This window comes from Neorhizobium galegae (genome assembly GCF_017877135.1).
Taxonomy (GTDB): Bacteria; Pseudomonadota; Alphaproteobacteria; order Rhizobiales; family Rhizobiaceae; genus Neorhizobium; species Neorhizobium galegae_A.
Genome location: NZ_JAGIPH010000005.1, coordinates 171,024 through 194,774 on the forward strand (window position 1 = coordinate 171,024; position 23,751 = coordinate 194,774).

Sequence of the window (23,751 nt, forward strand, 5' to 3'; positions counted from 1 at the left end):
GATCTTCAAATCCGGTGAATAATCGGGCAGTTTCATGACTTGAGATCATGGAGGATGCGATGCTGGACAAAATTCCGCTGGAAGCGTTTCGCGTGCTGGATGCGGCCTGCCGCCATATGAATTTTTCAGGCGCCGGGCGCGAGCTGCACATCACCCAGGCCGCCGTCAGCCGGCGCATCAAGGGGTTGGAAGACCAGCTCGGCACGCAACTCTTTACCCGTCGTGGCCGCAATCTTGCACTGACCCCTGCGGGGGAACGGCTGGGGCAAAGGGTGCGCGCAACGCTCGACTATCTCGATGAAAGTCTCGAACCGTTCCGGGGCGGACAAAGCGAAATCATCTCGATTGCCGCGAGCGGATCGGTTTCGCATCTCTGGCTTGCCAAGCGGCTGCGCGATTTTTCCCATGCCAGTCCCACCGTGTCTGTGCGGCTGCTGACGACGGATGCGCCGGCGGAACTTGCATCGGAGGCCAACGACCTCGTCATCCTCTATGCCAGTGGCGACCACCCCCGCTGGAACCTCAGCCTGCTGATCCCGGAGGTTCTGGTGCCTGTCGCATCGCCGACGTATCTGGCACGGCGGGGCTTTGATCCGCATGCCGTTTCTCCAGCCGAAATCGCGGGGCTCGATCTCATCGATTACGAGCGTTTCAATGCCAACTGGATTTCGTTTCGACAGTGGTTTTCCCGCATGCAGCTTTCGCCACAGATGAAGGTGCAGCCACGACTGTCCTTTTCCACCTATTCGATGGCCGTCGATGCGGCGATCCGCGGCGAAGGCGTAACACTGGGCAGCCTCGGCCTCATTGCGGAGGAACTGGTGTCCGGTGCGCTGGTCACGCTTGGCTCGCATCGGCTGGAAACGGGGTATGGCTATTATCTCGGCATGCCGCGTACCCGGCCGTTGCCTGCGGCTGCCTTGCAACTGCACCAGCATCTGCTGTCGGGCCTTGCTCCGTCTGATATCGCGTAGCGACAAGAGGAGATGACGGACACGAAAAAGGCGGCTGAAGCCGCCTTGAACCGTTCAAGCGCGAGGTCGTCTCAGTCCGGATGAACCGCGTTGTGCAGATGCGTCATGTCGGCGAGCATGTGCTCGAAGCGCGTGCGATGCTCGTCCGTCGGTGCGCCGGAGATATCGGCGCGCAAGGCTTCGATACGGCTCTCGAACAGGCTGCGATCGGCTTCTGCCTGCGGCACGGCCGATTCCGCCAGCAGCGTGCAGGCGGTCGGCGTGATATCGGCAAAACCGCCGAACACGACGTATTTGTGAACCTGGCCCGCAGCATTCTTGACCGTGACCACGCCCGCCTTGATCGTCGTCATGGTCGGGGCATGCTTGGCAAGCACGGTCATTTCACCCAGCGTTGCCGGGAGGATGACTTCCGTCACCTGTTCGGAAACGAGGAGGCGCTCGGGCGAAACCAGTTCAAATTTGAAAGCGTCGGCCATGACGGTCCACTTCTTCAAGGCGTTATGCGGTAAGGAACGGCGCACGAGGGCGCGCCGTTCCATCGATCAGTGTTAAGCGGCAGCGGCCAGCTTCTTTGCCTTTTCCATGGCTTCCTCGATGGAGCCGACCATGTAGAAAGCTGCTTCCGGCAGATGGTCGTAGTCGCCATTGACCAGGCCCTTGAAGCCCTTGATCGTGTCTTCCAGCGAAACCAGCTTACCCGGCGAACCGGTGAAGATTTCAGCCACGTGGAAGGGCTGCGACAGGAAGCGCTCGATCTTGCGGGCGCGGGCAACCGTCTGCTTGTCTTCTTCCGACAGTTCGTCCATGCCAAGGATGGCGATGATGTCCTGCAGGGCCTTGTAGCGCTGCAGGGTCGACTGAACCTTACGGGCCACTTCGTAGTGCTCTTCGCCGATGACCATCGGGTCGAGCATACGCGAGGTGGAGTCGAGCGGGTCAACGGCCGGGTAGATACCCTTTTCGGCGATCGAACGCGACAGAACCGTCGTTGCGTCCAGGTGGGCGAACGAAGTTGCCGGTGCCGGGTCGGTCAAGTCGTCGGCGGGCACGTAGATGGCCTGAACCGAGGTGATCGAACCCTTGGTGGTGGTGGTGATGCGCTCCTGCAGGGCGCCCATGTCGGTGGCAAGCGTCGGCTGGTAACCCACGGCCGACGGGATGCGGCCGAGCAGAGCCGACACTTCGGAACCGGCCTGCGTGAAGCGGAAGATGTTGTCGACGAAGAACAGAACGTCCTGGCCCTTGTCGCGGAAGTCTTCAGCGATGGTGAGGCCGGTCAGCGCGACGCGGGCGCGGGCACCCGGGGGCTCGTTCATCTGGCCGTAGACCAGGGCGCACTTCGAACCTGCGGCAGAGCCGTTGTTTTCATGCGGATCGACGTTCACCTTGGACTCGATCATTTCGTGGTAGAGGTCGTTGCCTTCGCGGGTGCGTTCGCCCACGCCGGCAAATACCGAGTAACCACCGTGCGCCTTGGCGACGTTGTTGATCAGTTCCATGATGAGAACCGTCTTGCCGACGCCGGCGCCGCCGAACAGGCCGATCTTGCCGCCCTTGGCGTAAGGCGCCAGAAGATCGACGACCTTGATGCCGGTGACGAGGATCTGCGAATCCGTTGCCTGCTCGACATATTCCGGAGCCGGCTGGTGGATGCCGCGACGGGCTTCCGTCGGGATCGGGCCAAGTTCGTCAACCGGTTCGCCGATGACGTTGATGATGCGGCCGAGAGTCTCGTCGCCGACCGGCACCGAGATCGGTGCGCCGGTGTTGACCACCTTCTGACCGCGAACCAGACCTTCGGTCGAGTCCATGGCGATGGTGCGCACGACGCTTTCGCCGAGGTGCTGGGCTACTTCGAGAACCAGGCGGTTGCCGTTGTTGTCGGTTTCCAGCGCGTTCAGGATCGAGGGCAGTTCGCCGTCGAAGGCGACGTCAACCACGGCGCCGATGACCTGCGTAACGCGGCCAACGGACGTGCTCGTGGACGTCGTGGAGGTATTCAGGGTCGCTGCTCTAGCCATGTTGTCTTACCCTTCTTTCTTGGGCATTCAGAGCGCTTCAGCGCCCGAAATGATTTCGATAAGTTCCTTCGTGATCTGCGCCTGACGCTGGCGATTGTAGGACAGCGTCAGCTTGTTGATCATGTCGCCGGCATTGCGCGTTGCGCTGTCCATTGCGGACATCTGCGCGCCGTAGAAGGAAGCGTTGTTTTCCAGCAGTGCGCGGAAGATCTGCAGCGCGACATTGCGCGGCAGAAGGTCTTCCAGGATTTCCTGCTCGCTCGGCTCGTATTCGTAGAGTGCGGCCGCTGCCGGCACTTCCGTCTCGGCAAACTTCGCCGGGATGATCTGCTGGGCCGTCGCGACCTGCGAGATCACCGAGGCAAACCGCGCATAGAACAGCGTCGCGACATCAAACTCGCCGGCCTCGTAGAGAGACAGGACGCGCTGCGCAACGTCGCTGGCATTGGCAAAACCAAGCTGCTTGACTTCGCGGAACGTCACGTAGTCGATGATGTTATCGCGGAAGGTACGGCGCAGAACGTCGTTGCCCTTGCGTCCGACGGTCAGGATCTTGACGGTCTTACCTTCGGCCAGAAGCTTCAGCGCATGGTCGCGGGCGAGGCGAACGATGGAGGAGTTGAAGCCCCCGGCCAATCCGCGTTCCCCCGTTGCGACGATGAGCAGGTGCGTCTGGTCACGGCCCGTGCCGGACAGCAGGAGGGGAGCCTCCGGGCTGTCCTTGTAGGCAGCACTGAGGCTGGCCAGAACGCGATCCATCCGTTCGGCGTAGGGGCGAGCGGCTTCCGCTGCCTCCTGCGCACGGCGCAGCTTCGCCGCGGCGACCATTTTCATCGCCTTGGTGATCTTCTGCGTCGCCTTGACGGAGGCGATCCGGTTCTTCAGATCCTTAAGTGAAGGCATCCGTTATCGGTCCTTGAGCTTATCCGTTCAGGCGAAAGACTTGGAGAAAGACTCCAGCGCAGCCTTCAGCTTGGCGCGGGTATCGTCGGATACCTGCTTTTCCGTGCGGATCGCATCCAGCACGGCCTTGCCGTCGTTGCGCAGATAGGTGAGCAGGCCCTGCTCGAACTTGCCGACCTGGGCAACCGGGATCTTGTCCAGGTAACCGTTCACGCCGGCGAAGATCACGGCAACCTGCTCTTCCGTCTTCAGCGGCGAGAACTGCGGCTGCTTCAGGAGTTCGGTCAGGCGTGCGCCGCGGTTCAGGAGGCGCTGCGTGGAGGCGTCAAGGTCGGAGCCGAACTGCGCAAAGGCCGCCATTTCGCGGTACTGCGCCAGCTCACCCTTGATGGAACCGGCAACCTGCTTCATGGCCTTGATCTGAGCGGCAGAACCAACGCGCGACACCGAGAGACCCACGTTCACGGCCGGGCGGATCCCCTGGTAGAACAGGTCGGTTTCGAGGAAGATCTGGCCGTCGGTGATCGAGATCACGTTGGTCGGAATGAAGGCCGACACGTCGTTGCCCTGGGTTTCGATGACCGGCAGAGCCGTCAGCGAGCCGGCACCAGCCGCATCGCCCATCTTGGCGGCGCGCTCGAGAAGACGCGAATGCAGGTAGAAAACGTCGCCCGGATAGGCTTCGCGGCCCGGCGGGCGGCGCAGCAGGAGCGACATCTGGCGGTAGGCAACGGCCTGCTTGGACAGGTCGTCATAGGCGATCAGCGCGTGCTGGCCGTTGTCGCGGAAGTATTCGCCCATGGCGCAACCGGCAAACGGAGCCAGATACTGCATCGGCGCCGGATCGGATGCGGTTGCCGCAACAACGATCGAATACTGCAGGGCGCCGCGCTCTTCGAGCACCTTGACGAACTGCGCAACCGTCGAGCGCTTCTGGCCGATGGCGACGTAGACGCAGAACAGCTTGTCGCCGTCCGGGCCGTTGTCGTGGATCGGCTTCTGGTTGAGGAAGGTATCCAGGATGATGGCGGTCTTGCCGGTCTGGCGGTCACCGATGACCAGCTCGCGCTGGCCGCGGCCAACCGGGATCAGAGCATCGATGGCCTTGATGCCGGTGGACATCGGCTCATGCACGCCCTTGCGCGGAATGATGCCGGGAGCCTTGACGTCAACGCGCGAACGGCGCGCCGTGTTGATCGGGCCCTTGCCATCGATCGGGTTACCGAGCGCGTCGACGACGCGGCCGAGCAGTTCCGGACCAACCGGCACTTCCACGATCGCGCCGGTCCGCTTGACGGTGTCGCCTTCCTTGATGTCACGGTCGGAGCCGAAGATAACCACGCCGACATTGTCGGATTCGAGGTTCAGCGCCATGCCGCGGATGCCGCCCGGGAACTCGACCATTTCGCCCGCCTGGACGTTGTCGAGACCGTAAACGCGAGCAATACCGTCACCGACGGACAGAACCTGACCAACTTCGGAGACCTCAGCCTCCTGGCCGAAGTTCTTGATTTGATCTTTCAGAATTGCGGAAATTTCCGCGGCGCGGATGTCCATCAGCCAACCTCTTTCAGTGCAAGCTTAAGGGTGGAAAGTTTGGTGCGAAGAGACGTATCGATCTGACGCGAGCCGATCTTGACGATCAGGCCACCGAGGATCGACGGATCGACAGACACGTCCAGATTGACGTCCTTGCCGCTCACGCCCTTCAGCGCCGACTTGAGTTCTTGTTCCTGCGCCTGCGACAGCGCATGGGCCGAGACAACCTCGGCAGTAACCTCGCCGCGATGGCGAGCATAAGTGGCACGGAACGAGCGAATGATGTCCGGCAGCGCGAAGAGCCGGCGATTGCCCGCAACGACCTTCAGGAAGTTTGCGACGAGGCCCTGGATGCCAGCCTTGGCAGCGAGCGCCGAAACCGCGCGGCTCTGCTCTTCAGCCGAAAACACCGGACTTGCGATCAGCCTCTTCAGGTCATCGCTTTCGTCAATCATTGCCTGAAAACGGTCAAGATCTGAGCGCACCTGCTCGACCGAACCGGCCTCCAGCGCAAGCTCGAACAGCGAGCTGGCGTAGCGATAAGCCATGCCGGAAGTCTGCTGGGATGTGTCTGCCACGGGCACAATTTCCCTGATTATCATCCAAGTCTTACGCCTGTTTTCGGAGTTCAGACAAACACTTGAATTTGCTTCTTTTTCTCATTTCGACCGGAGGACCCCTCCAGCCTTTTTCCGAAATTCGGGGTTCGTCTAGCATAGGACGTGGGGACTCGCAACACGCGTGACGGCGGAAAGAGCCTTCTGTGCAAGGGCTTGAACCGATTTTATGTCAACTTGCGTGCGATTGCCTCCTATACACAGTTTCCGGCGCAATCTTGCCTGTCAGAAGTAACCGAGCACATAGCCGAGCGGCAGCACCGCAACCACAACCTGAAGCAGCAGAAGCGTCCCATTGCGCAGTGTCAAACCGCGGTCTGCAACCATGGAGACGAGGCGGCCGAACGCGCCCATGGCGGCCGCAACTCCAAGCGCCAGATAGGTCCAGTCCTGCGCCAGGAAGATGGCGATGACCCCGAGCCCGAGATAGAGCCCGCCGGTTGAGCGGACCGAACCATAGCCTTCGGGCGTCACCTCGCCGATGGCAAAACCGGAGAGCCTCAGCGCAGAGGCCGGCAGCAGCAGAATGAACAGACCGGCGAGCGCCGACAGGGCCGCGCCGAGGAATGCGAGCTGCTCCGGCAGTTCGGTCGGAAAATAGAGTTCCATGCGGGGGCTCCTGATTCGGATGGTCTCTCAAACGCGATCGGCCATAGCAGCGGGCGGCGGCTTTTCAAAGCTCGCCGGCTGTCAGAGGAAACTCTGCGGGTCGATATCGAGCTGCACATGCACGCTGCCGCGGACTTTCGGGCCATGGGCCAGCATCTGGCGCAGATAGGCCTGCATGTCGCTGTTGCGCCGGCCATGCACCAGAAGCCGGAAGCGATGGCGACCGCGCACCAAAGCCAGCGGCGCTTCCGCCGGCCCGAGAACCGCGATGCCCGAGACCTTGGGTGCTGCCGCGCGAAGCCCCCGCGCATGGCCTTCCGCATCGGCGCGGCTGTCGGCCGAGACAATGATCGAGGCAAGCCGGCCGAAGGGGGGCAGCAGTGCCTTTTCCCGCTCACCGATTTCGCGCTCGTAGAACGCCGAGGCATCGCCTGACACGATCGCCTGCATCACCGGGTGCTGCGGCTGGTAGGTCTGCAGAAGTCCGTGGCTTTTCAAGCCTGTACGCCCGGCACGGCCGGTCACCTGGCTCAGCAGTTGGAAGGTGCGTTCGGCCGCCCGCGGATCGCCATTGGCAAGGCCCAGATCCGCATCCACGATGCCGACCAGCGTCATCAGCGGGAAATTGTGCCCCTTGGCGACAAGCTGCGTGCCGATGACGATATCGGCGTCGCCCCTGGCAATCGCCTCCAGTTCCAGCCGCATGCGCTTGACGCCGCCGAGAAGATCCGAAGACATGACGATGGTGCGGGCGTCGGGGAAATGCCTTTCCACCTCTTCGGCAATGCGCTCGACACCGGGACCGCAGGCGACCAGATGATCGAACGTGCCGCATTCCGGGCAGGCTTCCGGCGTCTTTTCCGCATAACCGCACTGGTGGCACTGGATCTGCCCCTTGAAGCGATGTTCTACCAGCCAGCTTGAGCACTGCGGGCACTGGAAACGATGGCCGCAGACGCGACACAAGGTCAGCGGCGCATAACCACGACGGTTGAGGAACAGCAGCGCCTGATGGCCATTTTCGACCGTCTTCTTTACCGCCCGCAGCAAGACAGGCGACAGGAAGCCGCCGCGGTCCGGCGGATGCCGGCGCATATCGACCAGATGGAGGTCCGGCATCGCCGCTTCACCGAAGCGCGTCGGCAGATGCACCATGTGATAGCGGCCGCTCTGGCCGTTCACCTGGCTTTCGACAGAGGGGGTGGCCGAGACCAGAACGACGGGAAAATCACCAATTCGGCCGCGCACAACCGCCATGTCGCGGGCATTGTAAAAGACGCGGTCTTCCTGCTTGTAGGCCGGGTCATGCTCCTCATCGACAATGATCAGGCCGAGTTCCTCGAAGGGCAGGAAGAGCGCCGAGCGGGCACCGGCCACCACGCGCACCTCCCCCGTCACGACGCCGCGCCAGACCTTTTCGCGCAGGCGCGGCGACAGGTCCGAATGCCATTCGGCGGGCTTTGCGCCGAACCGGTCCTGGAAGCGCTCGAGGAAACTTGCAGTGAGCGCGATTTCCGGCAGCAGGATCAACACCTGCCGCCCCTGGCGCAGCGCTTCGGCGATCGCCTCGAAATAGACCTCCGTCTTGCCCGAGCCGGTTACGCCATCGATGAGAGAGGCGGAGAAGCCGCCGGCCTGCATGTTTTCCACGATTTCCGAGGCCGCCTGCTTTTGCGGGCCTTCGATGCGCGGCGCGGTGTAATCGGGATCGGGCCTGGCCACCACCGGCGGTGGCGGTAGAAAGACGGTGTCGAACAGTCCCTGCTTCACCAGTCCGTCGATGACGCTTGCCGACACGCCCGCCGCATGGGCAAGGCCGCTGCGGGTCCAGGGCATTTCGTCGCGGGTGAGGTCCAGCACGCGAGCACGCGCCGGCGTCAACCGTTCCGGCTCACCGCCCCGGTAGCGCAGGGCCTCCACCATGGGTTCGGGATCGAGCGCTGCCGGCGCCCGCACGGCCATGCGCGCCACAAGCCCCGGGGGCGAGAGCGTATAGGAGGCGACCCAGTCGATGAAGGCACGCATGTCGCGCGTCAGCGGCGGGCAATCGAAGGCAAGCGTGATAGGGCGCAGCTTCTTCGGGTCAAGCCGCAGATCCTCGTCGCCATCCCAGACGACGCCGATTACCTGGCGGGGACCAAGCGGCACCTGCACCACAGAGCCCGGCTCCACCGCCATGCCATCCGGGACGGCATAGCTATAGGCTTCCGGCACCGGCAGCGGCACCAGAACCGGCACAACGCGGCTCAACTTGGGCGCATCGAAGAGAGCGCCGAAGAGATCGGACGAATCTTTTCCCATGGCGCGGGACCATGCCTCGGCGCGGAACAAAAGGGAACCGAAATCAGGCCGCTACCTCCACCCGTGGCGATGAAATGAAGCAGGACATCCTGATCGGCGGCCGGTTCAAACATGCAAGGCTGCTCCGGCGCCTTCGTCACCTCGGCAGGATCCCCTCCCGTTCGTCGGGCTCGATCATCTGGCCGATGGTAAAAATCGAAGAGGTCGCCCTTCTTGTTCAGACGTGCCGAGCGGATGTGGAAAGACAAGGTATTTTGGCGCTGCCTGATAAGCACAGGCATTTTCTCACAGCGCATGATGATCGAACCTGCGAGAGAAGAGACGTCTTAGCAAATTGGTAACGCTCCTTGCGCAAGGTGGATCTCATCCTGTCACATTCAACGGACGCGCTGTGAACGAGATCCTGATCCTGGCTTGCCCGGAGCTTCTGGAAATGCGGCGTCAGTGGCTGCAAAGTCTTGAAACCGAGAGACGATTGGCCGCCAATACGCTGGAGGCCTACGAGCGGGATACCCGCCAGTTTCTGGCTTTTCTCACCGGTCACCTCGGCGGCCCGGCAAAGCTTTCCGACATCCATACGCTGCGTACGGCCGATCTGCGCTCGTTTCTGGCCAAACGCCGGCGCGACGGATCGGGCGCCCGTTCGCTCGGGCGGCATCTGGCGGGCCTGCGCTCCTTCCTGCGTTATCTGGAGCGCAAGGGGCTGGTGAATGCTGCCGCCGCCGGCGCCATCCGGGCGCCCCGCCAGCCGAAATCGCTGCCGAAGCCTTTGTCGGACCGGCAGGCGCTCGACGTGGTGAGCGCTGAAGCGCAGCTCAACGAAGAGCCGTGGATTGCCGCGCGCGATGCCGCCGTGCTGACGCTGCTCTATGGCTGCGGACTGCGCATTTCCGAGGCGCTCGATCTGACGCCGGACGATATTGCCGCCGGCGCCACCTCGCTTCGCGTCACGGGCAAGGGCGGCAAGACACGGATGGTGCCGCTTCTGGCGGTCATTCCGCAGGTGATCGAGACCTATCGCAGGCTCTGCCCCTATGACCTGCCGGCCGACCAGCCACTGTTTCGCGGCGCACGCGGCGGAAAGCTCAATCCGTCGATCATCCAGCGCGAGATGCAGAAATTGCGAGGCGCCCTCGGTTTGCCCGACAGCGCCACGCCGCATGCGCTTCGCCATTCCTTTGCCACGCATCTGCTGTCGGCTGGCGGGGACCTGCGCTCCATTCAGGAACTGCTCGGCCATGCCAGCCTGTCGACGACGCAGGTCTACACCGGCGTCGACCAGGCGCGGCTGCTCGACGTCTACGACCGCGCTCATCCACGGGCCTGACGGCGCGCGCATGACCGTACGCGACCCGTGTGCGCAAAGCATCAAGACTTGAAGGATCCCGACCGATGACGATTTCCGCCTTCTCCTTCCTGTCGCGCCGCCTCGCTTTCGCCGTGGATGCAGGTCTGTGGCTGCTTGCCGGCCTGCATGGGCTGCTGCTTGTGTCATTCCTCGTTGTTGTCACCCTTGCATCGGGCGCGCGGGCTGAGGACGGCGCCTGCGCAGGCCACAATCTTCTCACGGAGATGCAAAAGGATGATCCGGACGCCTACCGCCGGATTGTTGCCGAAGGCGATGCCGTGCCGAACGGCAAGGGCCTGTTCTGGAAGATCGAAAAGACAGGGCTTGCCCCCTCCTATCTGCTTGGCACCATGCATGTGACCGATCCCCGGGTTCTTGCGCTGCCGAAAGGCGCGCCGGAGGCGAAAGCCCAGGCCAGGGTCCTCATCATCGAATCGGACGAGATCCTTGACGAGCAGAAGGCAATGGCCAGGCTGATGACGAAGCCACAGCTGACCATGATGATGGATGGCAAGACGATCCAGAGCTATCTCACCCCCGCCGACACCGAAAAGCTTCAGACGGCGCTCAAAGCGCGCGGTATTCCTCTCGGCGCCGTGTCGCGCATGCAGCCCTGGATGCTGTCCAGCTTTGTTGCACTGCCTGCCTGCGAACTGGTGCGCAAGGCCAAGGGTGCGGCCTTTCTCGACATGCAGCTCGCCAAGGATGCCATTCGGGCCGGACAGCCGGTGAAGGGGCTGGAAACCATGGAAGAACAACTCTCTGCAATGGCCTCCATCCCGACCGAATTCCACCTGAAATCGCTGATGGAAATGCTGGCGCTTGGCGACCGGATGGATGATGTCATGTACACCATGACCGAGCTTTACCTGTCCGGCGATATCGGGCTGACCATGCCGATGCTGAAGGCCGTTTCGCCCGATGGCAGCGACGAAGAGGGCTATGCCGAATTCGAACAGCGGATCGTCACGGCCCGCAACCATATCATGGCCGAACGTGCCCGCCCGCTGCTGGAGGCGGGCGGCGCCTTCATGGCGGTCGGGGCCATGCATCTGGTGGGAGAGGAAGGCCTCGTCTCCCTGTTGCGGGCCGACGGCTTTACCGTGACGGCCGTTCCTTAACCGCCTTTACGCGGAGAAGGTCAAACCCCGCGCGTCATACGGGCAAGAACATCGGTCTTCCAGATGAACTGGTGAACGAGGGCTCCTGCAACATGGGCGCCGAGCAGGAGCCAGAGCAGGATCTTCAAGACATCGGCATGCACGAAGCCGGCCGTCGTGTTGCCGAAATAGTAAGCCCCGATGCCGGCAAGCGGCATGGCAAACAGCAGGACATAGAGAAGGCCGTGGGTGATGTGGGCAAGCAGCCGCAGCGGCGCGGGCTCCACCTCCGAAGCGGCCGGTACGCCCTGCACGAACCGCAGGCCAAGGCGGAGCGCCGCAAGCACCAGGATCGCGATACCGACATAGGCATGGATGTTGGCGGAGGCGACATCATCCGGCGTCACCGGCTGGCCGCGCCGGACAAGCCGATACCAGTGCTCCATGCCATCGGTGAACAGGAGGTTGAACAAGATCAGCAACGCCATGCCCCAATGCAGGATCCGTTGCGGCACCGAATAGGAAAGCGGAGACATTTCGTCACCTTTTCAAAGGGTTAAGAATGACCCACAGTAAGACTTCGCAGCCGGCACGCAAGCGGCCCCCGTGTTCATGTCGAGAATTTAATGAAGGACTTGATCAATCACAGATGTGCAGCCGAATTTCGGCGAGCCACCGTCAGCAACCGTGTGAGATGAGGGTCAGGCCCGTTGCGCCAAGAGGCATTGCCTCACCTGGCGCAGCGACGCCTGGACGATCAGCCGGTGAAAGGGCGTGATCGCTGCGATATAGATGCGTCCCAGCAGGACCTTGCGATAAACGAGGGTGGTGAAGGATACCAAAACCTCCCCCGCCCCTTCGTCAAGAACATCGATCACCAGCCGAAAGTCCAGATGCCGATCGTCAAGGCCGACCACGACCTGTCGGTCCGTCCGGCTGATCATGGGGAAGAAGCCGATGCGATCCGCATGGCTTGCGGCGAGCTCCCGGGTGGAGTGCAGGCCGAAAGGTTTCATCAGCGTGTCGCGCAGCCTCAGCAGCAGCCTGGCCCAGGGCGGAAACCAGCACAGCGCCAACCGCGCGACATCCTCAGCCGTCAGATCCGCACGGGCCGGAACGCGCAGCCGATAACAATCGGCCCAATCGGCCCGCAAGAGCGCCGGATGAGGCAGCTGTGGTGGAGAGAGGATCGGTCGGAGAGCGTCTTGCGCGGCTGTTGTCATAGCCAAACCCTATAATCGGCGCCGCAGACCCGCGACAACAATCGCCAGACCGCCCCCGCAGCACGCCGTCACGGGCGTCACGAAAAAGGCCGCCGCCTGACAACACAGACGACGGCCCCATAACGACCAGAATCGCTTCAGATCACATGTGGATCGGCTTGAAGAAGGTGGCGAGGGCCGCTTCCTTCACGGCTTCCGACATGGTCGGGTGCGCATGGCAGGTGCGGCCGAGATCTTCGGACGAGCCGCCGAATTCCATCAGCACGGCTGCTTCGTGGATCATTTCGCCGGCGCCGAAGCCGATGATGTGGACGCCGAGAACGCGGTCGGTCTCCTTGTCGGCCAGAACCTTCACAAAACCTTCCGTTGCCTGCATGGCGCGGGCGCGGCCGTTTGCCATGAAGGGGAACTTGCCCACCTTGTAGGCAGCGCCGGCTGCCTTCAGCTCTTCTTCCGTCTTGCCGACGGAGGCGACTTCCGGCTGGGTGTAGACGACACCCGGGATGACGTCATAGTTCACATGGCCGTGCTGGCCGGCGAGGATTTCGGCAAGCGCCACACCTTCGTCTTCCGCCTTGTGGGCGAGCATCGGGCCCTTGACGACGTCACCGATGGCATAGATGCCGGCAACGTTGGTCGCATAATGATGATCGATTTCGACGCGGCCGCGATTGTCGAGCACGACGCCGGCCTCTTCCAGCCCAAGACCCGCCGTGAAGGGCTTGCGGCCGGTGGCAACCAGCACAACATCGGCTTCGATCGTCTGGGCCTCGCCGCCCTTGACCGGCTCGAACGTCACCTTGGCGCCCGCTTCCGTCTTCTCAACGCCGGTGACCTTGGCACCGAGGTTGAACTCGATCCCCTGCTTGGCGAGGATGCGCTGGAACTGCTTGGAGACTTCGCCATCCATGCCGCCGAGGATGTTGTCGAGATATTCGACAACCGTCACCTTGGCGCCGAGGCGCGACCAGACCGAACCGAGTTCCAGGCCGATGACGCCACCGCCGACGACAACCATCTGGCCCGGCACCTTTTCAAGCGCGATGCCGCCCGTGGACGACACGATGACTTTCTCGTCGATCTCGACGGCGACGCCCGGAATACCGGCCACGTCGGAACCCGTGGCGATCACGATGTTCTTGGTCTCCAGTTCCTGCACCGTGCCGTCTTCAGCGGTCACGGATACCTTGCCGGCGGCGACGATCTTGCCGGTGCCGATGAAGCTTTCGATCTTGTTCTTCTTGAAGAGGAAGGCAACACCATCGACGTTGGACTTCACCGTCGCGTCCTTGTGGCCCATCATCTTTTCAAGGTTGAGCGTGGTGCCGGACACTTCTACGCCCAGCTCTTCCATGCCGTGCTTGGCGTGCGCAAAGACTTCCGAGGCGTGCAGAAGCGCCTTCGAAGGGATGCAGCCGACATTGAGGCAGGTGCCGCCGAAGGTGGAGCGCTTTTCGACCACGGCCACCTTCATGCCGAGCTGTGCCGCCTTGATGGCGCAGACATAGCCGCCGGGGCCGGTGCCGATTACGATCAGATCATATGCCATGGAAAAAGTCCTTCGTTCCTGCGCGACTATCTGCCGCCACTCACGTTCATGATTGCGCCCGTCACGTAGGAAGCCTGCGGCGAGAGGAGGTAAAGAACCGCCTCCGCCACTTCCTCGGCCGTACCGGCGCGTTGCATCGGCACCGAGGGTGCCAGGTCTCTTGCACGATCCGGCAGGCCGCCGGATGCGTGGATATCCGTATCGATAATGCCGGGGCGCACCGCGTTGACGCGCACGCCTTCGGCCGCCACTTCGCGCGACAGGCCAATGGTGAACGTATCGACGGCGCCCTTGGCCGCGGCATAATCGACATATTGCCCACCGCTGCCGAGGACGGCAGCCATGGACGAGATGTTGACGATGGCGCCGCCCTTGCCGCCATGGCGGGTGGACATGCGCTTCACCGCCTCGGACGCGCAGCGGATCTTGCCGATCACGTTGATGGCGAACATCCGCTCCAGCCGCTCACGCGACATTTCGTCGACGCGGGCCGTCTGGTCGACGACGCCGGCATTGTTGACGAGACCGTCGAGGCGGCCGAAATCTCGGTCGATGACCGCAAATATCGCGGCAATGCCTTCTTCCGTTCCGGTGTCGCCCTGAACGAGATGCGCCAAGCCGCCGGCTTCGGTGATGGTCTTTGCCACCGCCTCGGCAGCTGCGGCATTCGACAGGTAGTTGATAACAACCCCCCATCCCGCCTTCGCCGCCTTCACGGCGACCGCCGCACCGATGCCGCGGCTGGCGCCGGTCACAAGCAGGACTGGTTTTGGATCGATCGACATGGCCTTCCTCTCTTACGACGCCTTCTGCACCGCAAGCTTCAGACCGAGCGCAATGAAGACCAGGCCGCTTGCCCGATCGATCCACTGGCTTGCCTTCGAAAAGCCCGCCTTGATGCGCGGTGTGGTCATGAAGATGCTGACGCCAACGAACCAGGCAATCAGGCAGCTCGCCATGACCGCACCATAACTGAACTTCACCAGGATCGGAGTGTGGGCGCTGACGGCGGTGGAAAAGATCGACAGGAAGAAAAACACCGGCTTCGGGTTGAGCGCATTGGCGGCAAAGCCCAGCCCATAGGCCCGAAGCGCCGACTGGCCGGGCGCATCCTTGCCATCCGCCTCCGCCGCGACCGACAGATCGGCCTTGCCCGCCCGCAGAGCCTTCACCCCGATATACAGGAGGTAGGCGACACCACACCATTTGATGATGTTAAACAGGGTGATGGACTGCGAAATGATCAGTCCCAGGCCGAGGATCGTGTAGCTGACGTGGAACATCAGCGCCGTGCCAATACCGAAGCTGGTAATGATCGCCTGACGGCGCCCATGCACCAGCGACTGGCGCATGACCATGGCAAGATCGGCGCCCGGCGAAATGATGGCGAACGAGAAGATCGCCATCAGCGAGGCAAGCTCAAGGAGATAGGCTTCAATCATACCAGCAACCCGACAATCATCACGAGGAGGCCGAGCAAGGAGCCCATCCAGACGAGCGAACGGATATAGGGGATGCCGGCCAGATAGAGCGGAATATAGGCAAGCCGGCACAGCAGCCACAGCCAGCCGCCGAGGAGGCCCCAGCCGCTCACATCGCTGTAAAAGGCAAGCGCCAGCACCAGGCCGACAAAAGCCGGATAGGTCTCACGCAGATTGGCCGAGGCGCGCTCGGCGCGCCCCGCCAGAACCGATTTTGGCTTCAGGCTCTCATCCCGCGGCCCGGCATTCCATTTGGAGCCCAGCTCGCGCGTGGCCAGAAAGCCCTGCAGCATGATCTGGAAGACGAGAAGCACGACGCTGAGCACCAGGAGCGCCATATAGGGCGTCGCATGCGGCGCAATCGTATCCATCTCGTCCTCCTTCTTCAGGTCTTAGAGATCGAGAACCAGACGTTCCGGATCTTCCAGGCTTTCCTTGACGCGGACCAGGAAGGTAACCGCTTCCTTGCCGTCGACGATGCGGTGATCGTAGGAGAGCGCGAGATACATCATCGGGCGGATGACGATCTGGCCGCCGACGACGACCGGGCGGTCCTGGATCTTGTGCATGCCGAGAATACCCGACTGCGGGGCGTTCAGGATCGGCGAGGACATCAACGAACCATAGACACCGCCATTGGTGATGGTGAAGGTGCCGCCCTGCATGTCGGCCATGCCGAGCGAGCCGTCACGGGCTGCCTTGGCAAGACGGCCGAGTTCCTTCTCGACGCCGGCGATCGACAGCTGGTCGGCGTCGCGGATGACCGGAACGACCAGGCCCTTGTCGGTGCCGACGGCCATGCCGACATGGCAGTAGTTCTTGTAGATGATGTCGGTGCCGTCGATTTCGGCGTTGACGGCCGGCAGTTCCTTCAGGGCATGCGTGACGGCCTTGGTGAAGAAGCCCATGAAGCCGAGCTTCACGCCGTGCTTCTTCTCGAACACGTCCTTGTAGCGGTTGCGCAGATCCATCACGGCCTTCATGTCCACCTCGTTATAGGTGGTCAGCATGGCGGCGGTGTTCTGGGCATCCTTCAGGCGCTTGGCAATCGTCTGGCGCAGACGCGTCATCTTCACGCGCTCTTCGCGAACGGCGTCCTGGGTGGCGGAGGGTGCGCGCGGGGCAGCTGCAACCGGGGCAGGCGCTGCGGCGGCAGCAGCCGGAGCCTTGGCGATGGCGGCGATCACGTCACCCTTCAGCACCTGGCCGCGCTTGCCCGAACCATCGACGTCGGCGGTCGAGATGTTGTTATCGGCAGCAAGCTTTGCGGCAGCAGGCGCGGCCGGCATCGACGTGCCAGCCGAAGCCGGAGCAGCAGCAGGAGCCGGGGCAGCAGGTGCTGCGGCCGGTGCGGAGGCTGCAGCCGGAGCCGGGGCGGAGGCGCCGGCAGAGCCTTCGGCACCTTCGGCGATCTGGCCGAGCAGCGCGTTGAGACCGACCGTTTCGCCGGCGGCAATGATGATTTCCGTCAGGACGCCCGAAGCCGGAGCCGGGACTTCGACGGTAACCTTGTCGGTCTCCAGTTCAACGATCGGCTCGTCGGCCTTGACCGTGTCGCCGACCTTCTTGAACCAGGTGCCGACGGTTGCCTCGCTGACGGACTCGCCAAGGGTGGGGACGCGAATTTCGGTGGCCATGATGTGTTTCCGTTTTCTAACAGATATCGTTGAACTTCAGACGGGGCGGCTGAAATCAGCCGCCGAGCGCGTCTTCGAGGAAGGCTTCGAGCTGCGCCAGATGCTTCGACATCAGGCCCGTTGCCGGAGACGCAGCTGCCGGGCGGCCGGTGTAGCGCACGCGCTGGTACTTGGCATCGATATGCGCCAGCACCCATTCCAGATACGGATCGATGAAGGCCCAGGCACCCATGTTCTTGGGCTCTTCCTGGCACCACACCATTTCCGCATGACGGAAGCGGCTGAGCTCGTTGATCAGCGCCTTGGCCGGGAACGGATAGAGCTGTTCCAGACGCAGCAGGTAGACATCGTCGATGCCGCGCTTTTCGCGCTCTTCCAGAAGGTCATAATAGACCTTGCCTGTGCACATCACGACGCGGCGGATCTTGGCATCCTTCTGGAGCTTGATCGGGCCGTCCTTGATCACTTCGGCATCATCCCACAGCAGGCGATGGAACGAGCTTTCGCCGGCCATTTCGGCAAGCGTCGAGGTGGCGCGCTTGTGGCGCAGCAGCGACTTCGGCGTCATCAGGATCAGCGGCTTGCGGAAGTCACGCTTCATCTGGCGGCGCAGGATGTGGAAGTAGTTGGCCGGCGTCGTGACGTTGGCCACCTGCATGTTGTCTTCGGCGCACATCTGCAGCCAGCGCTCGAGACGGGCGGACGAATGTTCCGGACCCTGACCTTCATAGCCGTGCGGCAGGAGGCAGACGAGGCCGGACATGCGCAGCCACTTGCGCTCACCCGACGAGATGAACTGGTCGAAGACGACCTGTGCACCGTTGGCGAAATCGCCGAACTGGGCTTCCCAGAGGGTCAGCGCGTTCGGGCGGGCCAGCGAATAGCCGTATTCGAAGCCGAGCACGGCCTCTTCTGACAGCATCGAGTTGATGACTTCGTAGCGGGCCTGGGTGGGCGAGAGGTTCGCCAGCGGAATGTAACGCTCTTCCGTATCCTGATCGTAGAGAACGGAATGACGCTGCGAAAACGTGCCGCGTTCGCAATCCTGACCGGACAGGCGAACCTTGTGGCCGTCGAGTGCGAGCGATCCGAAGGCGAAGGCTTCCGCCATGGCCCAGTCGATCCCCTCGCCGGTTTCCACCATCTGCGCGCGGTTATCCATGAAGCGCTTGATCGTGCGGTGCGCGTTGAAACCTTCCGGAATGGTCGACAGCTTGCGGCCGATTTCCTTCAGCGACTTCATCGGCACGGCAGTCTTGCCGCGACGCTGCTCGTCGGCATTGTCTGCCGAGCGCAGGCCGGACCACTGGCCATCCAGCCAGTCGGCCTTGTTCGGCTTGTAGCTCTGGCCGGCTTCGAATTCCTGCTCCAGATGAGCGCGCCAATCGGCCTTCATCTTCTGGAATTCGCCGTCGGTGATCAGGCCTTCGGCAATCAGGCGGGCCGCGTAGATTTCGGTCACCGTCTGATGGGCGCGGATGACCTTGTACATCTTCGGCTGCGTGAACGCGGGCTCATCGCCTTCGTTATGGCCAAAGCGGCGGTAGCAGAACATGTCCACGACCACAGGCTTGTGGAACTTCATGCGGAATTCAGTGGCGATCTTCGCCGCATACACAACCGCTTCCGGATCGTCACCGTTGACGTGGAAGATCGGCGCTTCGATCATCTTGGCCACATCCGACGGATAGGGCGACGAGCGCGAATAGGCCGGATTGGTGGTGAAACCGATCTGGTTGTTGATGATGAAATGCAGCGTGCCGGCAACGCGGTGACCGCGCAGACCGGAGAGGCCCAGAATTTCAGCCGTCACGCCCTGGCCGGCAAAGGCGGCATCGCCGTGCAGCAGGAGCGGCAGAACCTTGGCGCGTTCCTTCAGCGGAATGACATCGCCATCCCAGGACTTTGCCAGCATGTCCTGCTTGGCGCGGGCCTTGCCCATGACGACCGGGTTGACGATTTCCAGGTGCGACGGGTTGGCCGTCAGCGACAGGTGAACCTTGTTGCCGTCGAATTCGCGGTCGGAGGAGGCACCGAGATGGTACTTCACGTCGCCCGAACCTTCGACTTCGTCGGGCTTGAACGAACCGCCCTTGAACTCGTGGAAGACGGCGCGGTGCGGCTTGTGCATGACGTTGGTCAGAACGTTCAGGCGACCGCGATGGGCCATGCCGAGAACGACTTCTTCCAGACCGTCCTGGCCGCCACGCTTGATGATCTGTTCCAGAGCCGGGATCAGCGATTCACCACCGTCGAGACCGAAACGCTTGGTACCCTTGTACTTGACGTCGATGAACTGCTCGAAGCCTTCGGCCTCGATCAGCTTGGACAGGATCGCCTTCTTCCCGATGGCCGTGAACTCGACGCCCTTGCCGGGACCTTCGATCCGCTCCTGGATCCATGCCTTTTCTTCCGGATTGGAGATGTGCATGAATTCGACGCCGAGCGTCGAGCAGTAGGTGCGCTGCAGGATCTCGAGCATTTCGCGAATGGTCGCGTATTCGAGGCCGAGCACGTTGTCGATGAAGATCTTGCGATCGTAATCGGCCTCGGTGAAGCCATAGGCGGTCGGCGACAGTTCGTTGTAATCCTCGACCGGGGCTGCAAGGCCCAGCGGATCGAGCTTGGCATGCAGGTGACCGCGCATGCGATAGGCACGGATCATCATGATGGCGCGCACGCTGTCGCGCGTGGCGCGCAGCACTTCGGCCGGATCGAGCGTCTTGCCGGCGGACACAGCGGTGGCTTCAGCCTTGGCCTGAACCTTCTTCTCGATCGCCTTTTCCACGACGGGCCAGTTGCCATCGAGCGCCGAGACGAGATCGCCATTGGCCGCAATCGGCCAGTTCTTGCGCTGCCAGGAGGCGCCCTGGGCGGCCTTCTTCACGTCTTCCGGGTTGTCGGCCAGCGCCTTGAAGAAGGACTGCCATTCGGGACCGACGGAATTCGGGTCCTCTTCATACCGGGCATACAGCTGCTCGATATAGCTGGCATTCGCGCCATCGAGGAACGAAGTGATGAGAAACTGCTCGTTGGCTTCTTGCCGTGCCATGATGTTCATGCGGGCTTTGACGCCCGCCTCCTGACGTAATGGGGGGCCGGAACTTGAAGCGCCGACCGTCGCTTTCAGTGTCTTTGCCGCGAGAGAGTCTTGCCCCTTGCGACCGAAGCAGGCGACCCTTTCACGGCTCGCCTGCCCGAAGCTTATCATGCAACGCTTATGTGGTTCAGCCCTTGAGGACTTCAACCAGCGTCTTGCCGAGGCGCGCCGGAGAGGGCGAAACCTTGATGCCGGCCGCTTCCATGGCCGCGATCTTGGATTCCGCGTCACCCTTGCCACCGGAAACGACAGCGCCGGCATGGCCCATGGTGCGGCCCTTCGGAGCGGTACGGCCGGCGATGAAGCCTGCCATCGGCTTCTTGCGGCCCTTCTTGGCTTCGTCGATCAGGAACTGGGCGGCGTCTTCTTCCGCCGAACCGCCGATTTCGCCGATCATGATGATCGAGGTCGTGGCTTCGTCGGCGAGGAACATTTCCAAGACGTCGATGAATTCCGTGCCCTTGACCGGATCGCCGCCGATGCCGACAGCCGTGGTCTGGCCAAGGCCTTCGTTGGACGTCTGGAACACGGCTTCATAGGTGAGCGTGCCGGAGCGCGAGACGATGCCGACCGAACCCTTGCGGAAGATGGAGCCCGGCATGATGCCGATCTTGCACTCTTCCGGCGTCAGGATACCCGGGCAGTTAGGGCCGAGCAGGCGCGACTTCGACTTGTCGAGCTTGGCCTTCACGCGTACCATGTCCATGACCGGGATGCCCTCGGTGATGCAGGTGATGAACGGGACTTCCGCTTCGATGGCTTCGATGATCGCATCGGCAGCACCTGCCGGCGGAACGTAGATGACCGAGGCGTCGGCGCCGGTCTTTTCGCGGGCTTCGGCAACCGAGGCAAAGATCGGCAGGCTTTCGCCCTTCGAGCCGGTCCAGGTTTCGCCACCCTTCTTCGGGTGAATACCGCCGACCATCTGCGTGCCGTAATAGGCCAGAGCCTGTTCGGTGTGGAAGGTGCCGGTCTTGCCGGTCAGGCCCTGAACGAGGACCTTGGTGTCTTTATTGACGAGAATAGACATTGTTTCCGGTCCTTCAGATTAGGCGTTGATCGCCGCGACGATCTTCTTGGCAGCATCGTCCAGGTCGTCGGCAGCCGTGATCGCCAGGCCCGATTCGTTGAGGATCTTCTTGCCAAGCTCGACATTGGTGCCTTCGAGACGCACGACGAGCGGAACCTTGAGGCCGACTTCCTGCACAGCGGCAACGACGCCTTCTGCAATGACGTCGCACTTCATGATGCCGCCGAAGATGTTGACGAGGATGCCCTCGACCTTCGGGTCAGCCGTGATGATCTTGAAGGCAGCCGCGACCTTCTCCTTGCCGGCGCCACCGCCGACGTCGCAGAAGTTTGCCGGCTCCTTGCCGTAGAGCTTGATGATGTCCATGGTTGCCATGGCAAGGCCTGCACCGTTGACCATGCAGCCGATATTGCCGTCGAGCGCCACGTAAGCGAGGTCCCACTTGGAGGCTTCGATTTCTTTGGCGTCTTCTTCCGTTTCGTCGCGCAGCGCCTTGACGTCGTCGTGACGGAACATGGCATTGCCGTCGAAAGAGACCTTGGCGTCGAGCACGCGCAGATGGTCATTCTTCATGACGATCAGCGGGTTGATCTCGAGCAGCGCCATGTCCTTCTCGGAAAAGGCCTTGTAGAGGATCGGGAAGAGCGACTTGGCATCTTCTGCCGCCGCACCCGAAAGCTCGAGAGCCTTGGAGATGGCAGCGACGTTTTCAGCCGTCACACCGGTTTCCGGGTCGATGGCGATGGTGTGGATCTTTTCCGGCGTGTCGTGGGCGACCGCTTCGATATCCATGCCGCCTTCCGTCGAAACGACGAAGGCAACCTTGCCGACCGAACGGTCGACCAGCAGCGAGCAATAGAGTTCGCGGGCGATGTCGGCGCCGTCTTCGATGTAGAGGCGGTTGACCTGCTTGCCGGCTTCGCCGGTCTGCGCCGTCACCAGCGTGTTGCCGAACATTTCCTTGGCATGGGACTTGGCTTCATCGATGGAGAAAGCCAGGCGAACGCCGCCCTTGGCGTCGGGGCCGAGTTCCTTGAACTTGCCCTTGCCGCGGCCGCCAGCATGGATCTGGCTCTTCACTACGTAAAGCGGGCCGGGAAGCTGCTTTGCGGCGGCCTCGGCTTCTTCGGCGGAGAAGATCGCCACGCCTTCAGCGACCGGTGCGCCATAGCTCTTCAGAAGAGCCTTGGCCTGATATTCGTGAATGTTCATCGTCTGGTCCTTAGGTCTCTAGGCCGTTGGGCGATTACTTGAGGGCGGGGGCAATGGCGGTGCAGGCTTCGCAGAGGCCGGCAACGGCGCCGACGGACTTCTGGAAAGCCGCCTGCTCTTCGCTGTTGAGATCGATTTCGATGATGCGCTCGACGCCGCCGGCACCGATGATGGTCGGAATGCCGACATACATGTCGTTAACGCCATACTGGCCGGTCAGGTGCGCCGCGCAGGGCAGAACGCGCTTCTTGTCCTTGAGGTAAGATTCGGCCATCTCGATGGCGGAAGCGGCCGGCGCATAATAGGCCGAGCCGGTCTTCAGCAGGCCGACGATTTCGGCGCCGCCGTCACGGGTGCGCTGGATGATCTGCTCGAGGCGCTCCTCGGTGATCCAGCCCATCTTGACGAGGTCGGTCAGCGGAATGCCGCCGATGGTGGAGTAACGGGCAAGCGGCACCATGGTATCGCCATGGCCGCCGAGAACGAAGGCCGTGACGTCCTGAACCGAAACGTTGAATTCTTCCGACAGGAACAGGCGGAAGCGGCCGCTGTCGAGAACGCCGGCCATGCCGACAACCATGTTCTTCGGCAGGCCGGAGAACTTCTGCAGCGCCCAGACCATGGCGTCGAGCGGGTTGGTGATGCAGATCACGAAAGCGTTCGGGGCATATTTTGCAATGCCGGCGCCAACCTGCTCCATGACCTTGAGGTTGATGCCGAGCAGATCGTCGCGGCTCATGCCGGGCTTGCGGGCAACACCGGCGGTGACGATGCAGACATCGGCGCCTTCAATGGCGGCGTAGTCGCTTGCACCCGACAGCTTGGCATTGAAGCCTTCAACCGGGCCGGACTGGGCAATATCCAGACCCTTGCCCTGCGGAACGCCGTCGGCAATGTCGAAGAGGACGATGTCGCCCAACTCCTTCAAACTGGCGAGATGCGCCAGCGTACCACCGATCATGCCGGAACCAATAAGTGCAATCTTCTTGCGAGCCATTGAAGCGTCCTCTCCATTCGGATGCGCGGCCGGCATTATAGCTGTCGACCGATATCGGCCATTCGCTTAGACCCAATGGAGAAAAATGGCAATCGATTCTTTTGGAT

The 23,751-nt window shown here is 62.3% G+C and carries 21 protein-coding genes; 3 read left to right on the forward strand and 18 right to left on the reverse strand.

All coding sequences use genetic code 11. From position 1 onward, the window contains the following. The first annotated feature begins 59 nt into the window (after nt 1–59). Entirely contained in the window at nt 60–974 is a 915-nt protein-coding gene (locus tag J2858_RS16010) for a LysR substrate-binding domain-containing protein (protein ID WP_210105827.1), read from the forward strand. A 71-nt stretch (nt 975–1,045) separates the two neighbouring features. On the opposite strand, the gene J2858_RS16015 is transcribed toward J2858_RS16010, so the two are convergent. The 7 genes from J2858_RS16015 to J2858_RS16045 form a co-directional block, all read right to left on the reverse strand. Next, entirely contained in the window at nt 1,046–1,453 is a 408-nt protein-coding gene (locus J2858_RS16015; RefSeq protein ID WP_210105828.1) for a F0F1 ATP synthase subunit epsilon, read from the reverse strand. Between the two features lie 72 nt (nt 1,454–1,525). Then, nucleotides 1,526–2,998 carry a F0F1 ATP synthase subunit beta gene (gene atpD, locus J2858_RS16020; protein ID WP_210105829.1) on the reverse strand — a complete coding sequence of 491 codons (1,473 nt, stop codon included), beginning with the start codon at nt 2,996–2,998 and terminating at the stop codon, nt 1,526–1,528. 27 nt (nt 2,999–3,025) lie between these two features. Continuing rightward, nucleotides 3,026–3,901, reverse strand: coding sequence for a F0F1 ATP synthase subunit gamma (locus J2858_RS16025; RefSeq protein WP_210105830.1), 876 nt, complete (start codon nt 3,899–3,901; stop codon nt 3,026–3,028). Between the two features lie 27 nt (nt 3,902–3,928). Then, the gene (atpA, locus tag J2858_RS16030) at nt 3,929–5,458 is read right to left on the reverse strand and encodes a F0F1 ATP synthase subunit alpha (RefSeq protein ID WP_210105831.1); all 1,530 of its coding nucleotides are present in this window, start codon (nt 5,456–5,458) and stop codon (nt 3,929–3,931) included. Then, nucleotides 5,458–6,024 carry a F0F1 ATP synthase subunit delta gene (locus tag J2858_RS16035; RefSeq protein WP_210106043.1) on the reverse strand — a complete coding sequence of 189 codons (567 nt, stop codon included), beginning with the start codon at nt 6,022–6,024 and terminating at the stop codon, nt 5,458–5,460. The genes atpA and J2858_RS16035 overlap by 1 nt, the downstream gene beginning before the upstream one ends. Before the next feature lie 258 nt (nt 6,025–6,282). Beyond that, a complete protein-coding gene (locus J2858_RS16040; protein ID WP_210105832.1) occupies nt 6,283–6,666 on the reverse strand; it encodes a DUF4345 domain-containing protein in 384 nt (127 codons plus the stop codon). Nucleotides 6,667–6,747: 81 nt separating this feature from the next. After that, on the reverse strand, nt 6,748–8,967 hold the full coding sequence (locus tag J2858_RS16045) for a primosomal protein N' (protein WP_210105833.1): 2,220 nt from the start codon (nt 8,965–8,967) through the stop codon (nt 6,748–6,750). A 391-nt stretch (nt 8,968–9,358) separates the two neighbouring features. On the opposite strand from J2858_RS16045, the gene J2858_RS16050 reads away from it, so the two are divergent. Continuing rightward, nucleotides 9,359–10,294 (forward strand): tyrosine recombinase XerC, encoded by a 936-nt coding sequence (locus tag J2858_RS16050; RefSeq protein WP_210105834.1) that lies wholly within the window; start codon nt 9,359–9,361, stop codon nt 10,292–10,294. A gap of 65 nt (nt 10,295–10,359) precedes the next feature. Then, nucleotides 10,360–11,436 (forward strand): TraB/GumN family protein, encoded by a 1,077-nt coding sequence (locus tag J2858_RS16055; RefSeq protein ID WP_210105835.1) that lies wholly within the window; start codon nt 10,360–10,362, stop codon nt 11,434–11,436. A gap of 20 nt (nt 11,437–11,456) precedes the next feature. Here J2858_RS16055 and J2858_RS16060 read toward each other — a convergent pair whose 3' ends face one another. From J2858_RS16060 to mdh, 11 genes are all read right to left on the reverse strand, one after another. Continuing rightward, a complete protein-coding gene (locus J2858_RS16060; RefSeq protein ID WP_210105836.1) occupies nt 11,457–11,951 on the reverse strand; it encodes a cytochrome b in 495 nt (164 codons plus the stop codon). A gap of 165 nt (nt 11,952–12,116) precedes the next feature. After that, nucleotides 12,117–12,638 carry a DUF2867 domain-containing protein gene (locus J2858_RS16065; protein ID WP_210105837.1) on the reverse strand — a complete coding sequence of 174 codons (522 nt, stop codon included), beginning with the start codon at nt 12,636–12,638 and terminating at the stop codon, nt 12,117–12,119. 142 nt (nt 12,639–12,780) lie between these two features. Next, the gene (lpdA, locus tag J2858_RS16070; RefSeq protein ID WP_210105838.1) at nt 12,781–14,187 is read right to left on the reverse strand and encodes a dihydrolipoyl dehydrogenase; all 1,407 of its coding nucleotides are present in this window, start codon (nt 14,185–14,187) and stop codon (nt 12,781–12,783) included. 26 nt (nt 14,188–14,213) lie between these two features. Then, complete coding sequence (locus J2858_RS16075) at nt 14,214–14,972, reverse strand: SDR family oxidoreductase (protein ID WP_245366323.1); 759 nt, start codon at nt 14,970–14,972, stop codon at nt 14,214–14,216. Nucleotides 14,973–14,984: 12 nt separating this feature from the next. Further along, nucleotides 14,985–15,626 carry a LysE family translocator gene (locus J2858_RS16080; RefSeq protein ID WP_210106045.1) on the reverse strand — a complete coding sequence of 214 codons (642 nt, stop codon included), beginning with the start codon at nt 15,624–15,626 and terminating at the stop codon, nt 14,985–14,987. Then, entirely contained in the window at nt 15,626–16,039 is a 414-nt protein-coding gene (locus J2858_RS16085; RefSeq protein ID WP_210105839.1) for an MAPEG family protein, read from the reverse strand. Before J2858_RS16085 ends, J2858_RS16080 begins: the two co-directional genes overlap by 1 nt. A gap of 21 nt (nt 16,040–16,060) precedes the next feature. After that, the gene (gene odhB / locus J2858_RS16090; RefSeq protein WP_210105840.1) at nt 16,061–17,305 is read right to left on the reverse strand and encodes a 2-oxoglutarate dehydrogenase complex dihydrolipoyllysine-residue succinyltransferase; all 1,245 of its coding nucleotides are present in this window, start codon (nt 17,303–17,305) and stop codon (nt 16,061–16,063) included. 55 nt (nt 17,306–17,360) lie between these two features. Then, on the reverse strand, nt 17,361–20,357 hold the full coding sequence (locus J2858_RS16095) for a 2-oxoglutarate dehydrogenase E1 component (RefSeq protein WP_210105841.1): 2,997 nt from the start codon (nt 20,355–20,357) through the stop codon (nt 17,361–17,363). A gap of 175 nt (nt 20,358–20,532) precedes the next feature. Continuing rightward, nucleotides 20,533–21,435 (reverse strand): succinate--CoA ligase subunit alpha, encoded by a 903-nt coding sequence (sucD, locus tag J2858_RS16100; RefSeq protein ID WP_210105842.1) that lies wholly within the window; start codon nt 21,433–21,435, stop codon nt 20,533–20,535. A gap of 18 nt (nt 21,436–21,453) precedes the next feature. Beyond that, nucleotides 21,454–22,647, reverse strand: coding sequence for an ADP-forming succinate--CoA ligase subunit beta (sucC, locus tag J2858_RS16105; protein ID WP_210105843.1), 1,194 nt, complete (start codon nt 22,645–22,647; stop codon nt 21,454–21,456). Nucleotides 22,648–22,681: 34 nt separating this feature from the next. Beyond that, nucleotides 22,682–23,644 (reverse strand): malate dehydrogenase, encoded by a 963-nt coding sequence (gene mdh, locus J2858_RS16110; RefSeq protein ID WP_210105844.1) that lies wholly within the window; start codon nt 23,642–23,644, stop codon nt 22,682–22,684. Nucleotides 23,645–23,751 lie beyond the last annotated feature (107 nt).